Consider the following 5,229-nt stretch of genomic DNA (forward strand, 5'->3'; position numbering starts at 1 on the left):
GGTTGCTGCCGGAAACCAGCAGGCCTTGGCAGGGTCCTTACTTGTCTATGTCAACTGGTCGTCACCAGATTGTTCATTCACGATAACCATCGCGGCAAGTATTCCATTCGTTGCGGACAATTTGGAGATAAGTCCTGACAATATTAATGGTCGCTCTATCCATCCTAGAAGATGCGATATATTACCTTCTCTTCGTCCCTATCGGGATGGTGTATGCTACAGTTGCATTTGATTTCAAAAAACTGCGAGAAAGCGAAGGTAACAAAAAACAGGTTAATCATGGTGGTATCTGACCATAATCAACCTGTTTGATGTAACGGAATAGGGATATATAGGTTATAAAATTAAAGCATTTTATGTGCGTACAAACAAAATGACGAAATTTTTATACGAGTATTACATGGGTAAGATGTGTTATTGGTTGAATGATGGGTTCATTCGGCACTGGGGGGCAATTCATTAACAACCCGGATAGGGACTATGACAAAAAGACCACAATACGGGCAATTCTTTCTCTCATTATTTTTATTGGTCTATTGGCATAAATCTGTCAATATACAAGCTTATTCCTTTTCAGTGTTCCTTGGAATAAGCCTTTTAAAAATCTATCGAGAATTTTTGAAATTAGTATTGGTTTGTTGGTCGTCTATATTGTATAAAAAATCCAATTTTCATAAATATTAACTTATATTCTCAAATTCATCCAATGCGTTATCAATTCTTACTACTAGATCCCTCCTTTCCTCTTCTATCAGTTGCTCATCACGAATATCTTCCATATTGAATAGTTGCAACTCCTCTTTAATCCTATGTAAGCCTTCTATTCTTCTGTATCCAAGTTTCAAAAGATTTTCGACTAGCGTTACATACACTATTATTTTTTCACTCAGTGTATTCTTACAATCTCGTTCAAAACGATTAAGAACTCTAGCAATTATTTCTTCTTTATTTATGATGTCTGTGTTGATTTGATCAAAGAATTTATTAAGTTCATCTGTCAATTCTTCATAGTACCAACATACCCTTGGATAATAATCCAAAGGTTTATTATCTAATTGTTTAAGTACTTTGTCTTTACGTGAAATTAAATCATTGTATTGAACACTTGATAATTTATTCTCTTGTTCAATTAATTTAAAATTTAGTTCGGATATCGTTTCCATCATATAATCCTTAAAAGTGTTAAGAATCCTTAAATGAGAAACTAAAATTTCTGCAATCGTAACACTTATCACCGCTTTATCTGTCTCACTTTTTTTCATTGACATATCATATTCATTAAATGTCCTTGCAATAGCTTCCTTACTACTCATCTTTTCCTCTTCTTTAAACTCACTATACGTCTCATTTATATATTCCGAGTACTCTTCATAACTTGTGGCCATTTTTTAGAAACCTCCGAAAAATTATTTTGAAGTCTTAGGTGGAATAGGGACATCACCATTATGAACTACTTCAATTTTAATATTAGGATATTTTTTATCAAATTGTTGAATAATTTTATTACAACTACCACATGTGTCTTTTTCAGTAAATAATTTAATTTTTCCAGTTGCATTTTGATTATCGCCTAATCTTTTTGCTAGATCATTTAAGATTTTATACTCTGTATCTCCGTCCCTCAAGTAAGTATTTCCTGCTTTATCAGGAGCTTCAGTTGCCTTAAATATTGGCTCGTCAGGTTTGAATGAGAACTCCTCAGAACCAGGAATTTTTTTGTTTACATCATGAATTCCGCTATGTGCATAAAAGTCTGTTTTATCTACACCTTTAATATTTACTTCGGCATAAGCAAAATTACCACTTTCTTTATATCTATTAGATAACCCTCCCCTTGCCTCGGATACTTTATCAATAATATGTTTATCCGCTATTGGATCAATTGATTTAGTAGGAAATCTCTCGGTTTTCCCCTGAACACCATCACCTGTCCCCTCAACCTCTTTCACCGGCTTCAAAGCTTGGGATGATTCTGCTTTTTTGATTTTAGGGACTGTGTTTTTCAATACCGGCTTCGGCTTGAAGAATGAACCGGTTCCCTCTATAAACCCTACTGTACCAATGATATTCGACCAATGCTCGGGTGACCAGGCGTCCTCAGGAACCATGGCTTCTCGAAGGGTTCCATGTAATCCGAAAGTTAACCAATTGGCTGTGTCGTTTGGTGAATCAAATGCCTTATTCGCTCTTTCCACATAACTTAGATACATCCCTTTAGGGATGCCTAACGACACGTAATTCAAAAATTCGCCAACCGAATCGAATTTTTTTTGATTCCTTTCTTCTGCGGCATAATAAAATCCTTTTGCTAATTGAATCAGGCTGTCTGCGGATTTCCTGGACACATTACGTAATGTGTCTGCCTGGGCCATGGCCACTTGTCCTTGTATTATTGCGCTGCGCCCTGTTGCTTGCAGATAGCGTTCCCACCAGGACTTAGGCGCCTTTGCCAGCGGCTTCGGCTGCTGAGCCATATAGCGGTCATAGCTGGCTCTCCAGCGGCTTCTTACCTCTGCCGGGATCTGGTGGTAGGCATGCTGCAGGGCATTGGCCTCGTTCAGCAGGCTTTTCACTAGCTCCAGCGGACCGCCGGAATGGGCGATGTGACGCGCACTCGTAAACACCTTTCCCCAAATCCATTTGCTGTAGTAGGCTTGTTTGGCCTTCTCATGCTCGTAGTGGCTGATGAGTCCCTGTAGCGCCAGTCCCGCCAGATATTTCAGCGGATGCGAGCCTCTTGTGCCGCCTCCTCCGGCGCGGCTTGTTCCCGTGCTCCGGACAGGGATCGCACCCGTTGCTTGCAAGACCGTTGCGGCTATCTACTCGCAAAGTTGCGTTTATTTTAAAAAACCTGTGAGAAAACGAAGATAACAAAAAACAGGTCAATCATGGTGGTATCTGACCATAATTGACCTGCTTATTGTAAAGACATAGTGTTATTTAGGTTATACTTTTCAAGCATTTTGTATGCACAAAGGAAATCAAGAAATTATTCTAGCGATAATACATGAGTTGAGTTAAGTGTATTATTGGTTGCATGATGGGTTTATTTAACACTGGGTAGCCTCACTTTCAAATACAACGTCTTAACAAAATTTATAATTGGCTCTCGTAAACTAACACCAACTCTCGTTTAAAATCATCGTACATTGAAAAAGCATCCTTTAATATCTCTTTTAGATCAGTGTAATTACGAAATACTGGCTTTTTAATTTTGTCATCATCGTTGCCATCCAATAATTGTTTTAACATTCCCCACGGAAGTCCTGTTTGTAATTCATTATTTTTCCATACTGCCCATATGAATTCTACAAGCCCATATCTCAATGAAGTATTAAATTGAAACTTGTAAGAGTCTATTTCATCCACAATCTTAAAAAATTTTTCTTTCTTATCAAAGCTAGCTTTATAACCCAGTTCAGTGAAAAGGTTTAAAACTTCACTAATTTCATATGATTCAAAGCTGTCATCTGGGTTAAATGAATATTTTTCGGATAATTCTCTATAATTGTCGATAAAATTTATATTTTCTAATGTTGTTCGGACTTCTGGTTTTAACTGAAACATTACTATTCACCTCTAAACCTTATTTCAATGCCATATTTATTTTTAGCCAAGTCGATGTATTCTTGTATTTGACTAAAACTTTTATTAGAATCTGGTATTTCAAGTATTTGTTTACCTGTGAGCGGAAGTCCATCAAGTTCAGGATATGCATTTGATCTAATAACTGTACCTGATGAGTATTTAGTTTTTAACTCCTTTAAGTAACTTTCAAATGTTGATTTATCAATCACTTCTAAATCAGTTGCTTTTCTTGATACTATTTCACCTTTTATAGGGTCATACGAATCTAAACGTTTTCCATTAGTTAAATGAAGTTCGCTGACTGGATACCATTCTTCTTTTTCTGCTTTTTTATTAAATGCATTACCTCTTGCCATTGGTGAATCATTTAGCCAATACTCTCTTTCTTCTTTCCATTCTAACCGATCTCGTGCAGGTTTTCCCTCTTTTGCTTTACGCGCAAGATACTTTTCATAATCAGATTCTAACTTAGAATCTTTAAATTTCCCATTGGAAGATAGTAAATCTTGTTTAGTCCCCTCAGCCTTAGGCGGTTTCTCCTTTGGTTTGCTCGGCTTGGAAGAACCAGGTTTCCCTTCATCCTTTATCATTTGCCAAAGCTCTGCCGAGCTTTGTCCGGTGTTGGAGGCTCCGCTGTAGGCCAAGCTTCCTCCATGAGCCGCAAGGCCAGCGGATAAAGCCGCTGTAAGTACACTTACAGGCGTTAATATGCCCGTAGGAGCCATTACCACGGAAAGGCCTTCTCCACCTGCACCAGCGATGAGCTCCAGACTACCTTGCACAGTGCTGGCCACGTTACCTGCAACTTCTCCTGCCTTGCCCGCTATGGGATGCTTGGGGTGATAATCGCGTTGCTGGTATAACCCCATGAACATGTTGACCCTAATGGTTTCATTCGCTCCCTGGGCAAAATCCCAGAGTATTTCCCCTTGAAGCTGCGCGGCTTCCCTCTGGGCCTCGGCCGCCATAATTTGGCTTTCTCCGGTTTGTTCAAGTATTCGTTCCCACCAGGACTTAGGTTTCTCCGCTTGTGGCTTCGGCTGCTGAGCCATATAGCGGTCATAGCTGGCTCTCCAGCGGCTTCTTACCTCTGCCGGGATCTGGTGGTAGGCATGCTGCAGGGCATTGGCCTCGTTCAGCAGGCTTTTCACTAGCTCCAGCGGACCGCCGGAATGGGCGATGTGACGCGCACTCGTAAACACCTTTCCCCAAATCCATTTGCTGTAGTAGGCTTGTTTGGCCTTCTCATGCTCGTAGTGGCTGATGAGTCCCTGTAGCGCCAGTCCCGCCAGATATTTCAGCGGATGCGAGCCTCTTGTGCCGCCTCCTCCGGCGCGGCTTGTTCCCGTGCTCCGGACAGGGATCGCGCCGGTAGCTTGCAGCACCGTTGCGGCCACTTTACCCGCAAGCCCGCCAAGCGTATTCAAGAGCACTCCCGCCACTTTCCCGACGACCGGAATGGAGCCAAGCAGCTTGGACACCGCACCGAGTAAACCATGGGCCTGCTTTTTCGCGGCCGGGCTGGTGACCCTCGCCGCAGGAGTAGGGGCAGGGGAGGGGCTGCTGGATGATGCCTGAGCGGCGGCTCCAGCCTGAGCGGCGGCTGCAGCCTGAGCCGCAGCAGCTGCCTGAGCCGCAGCA

The 5,229-nt window shown here is 41.5% G+C and carries 3 protein-coding genes and 2 pseudogenes; all 5 read right to left on the minus strand.

Annotated elements, in window-relative coordinates; all coding sequences use genetic code 11:
• Window positions 1-680 precede the first annotated feature (680 nt).
• Window positions 681-1,385, minus strand: coding sequence for an Imm3 family immunity protein (locus L692_RS0126155; protein ID WP_025702839.1), 705 nt, complete (start codon window positions 1,383-1,385; stop codon window positions 681-683).
• Between the two features lie 21 nt (window positions 1,386-1,406).
• Window positions 1,407-2,474, minus strand: a complete 1,068-nt coding sequence (locus L692_RS32200) for a deaminase domain-containing protein (RefSeq protein WP_332258304.1) — start codon at window positions 2,472-2,474, stop codon at window positions 1,407-1,409.
• A gap of 29 nt (window positions 2,475-2,503) precedes the next feature.
• Window positions 2,504-2,816, minus strand: a pseudogene (locus L692_RS32205) (contractile injection system protein, VgrG/Pvc8 family); the annotation flags it as partial.
• A 280-nt stretch (window positions 2,817-3,096) separates the two neighbouring features.
• Window positions 3,097-3,567 (minus strand): hypothetical protein, encoded by a 471-nt coding sequence (locus tag L692_RS0126165; protein WP_025702841.1) that lies wholly within the window; start codon window positions 3,565-3,567, stop codon window positions 3,097-3,099.
• Window positions 3,568-3,569: 2 nt separating this feature from the next.
• Window positions 3,570-5,229, minus strand: a pseudogene (locus L692_RS33300) (hypothetical protein); the annotation flags it as partial.

This window comes from Paenibacillus forsythiae T98, assembly GCF_000520735.1.
GTDB lineage: Bacteria > Bacillota > Bacilli > Paenibacillales > Paenibacillaceae > Paenibacillus_AQ > Paenibacillus_AQ forsythiae.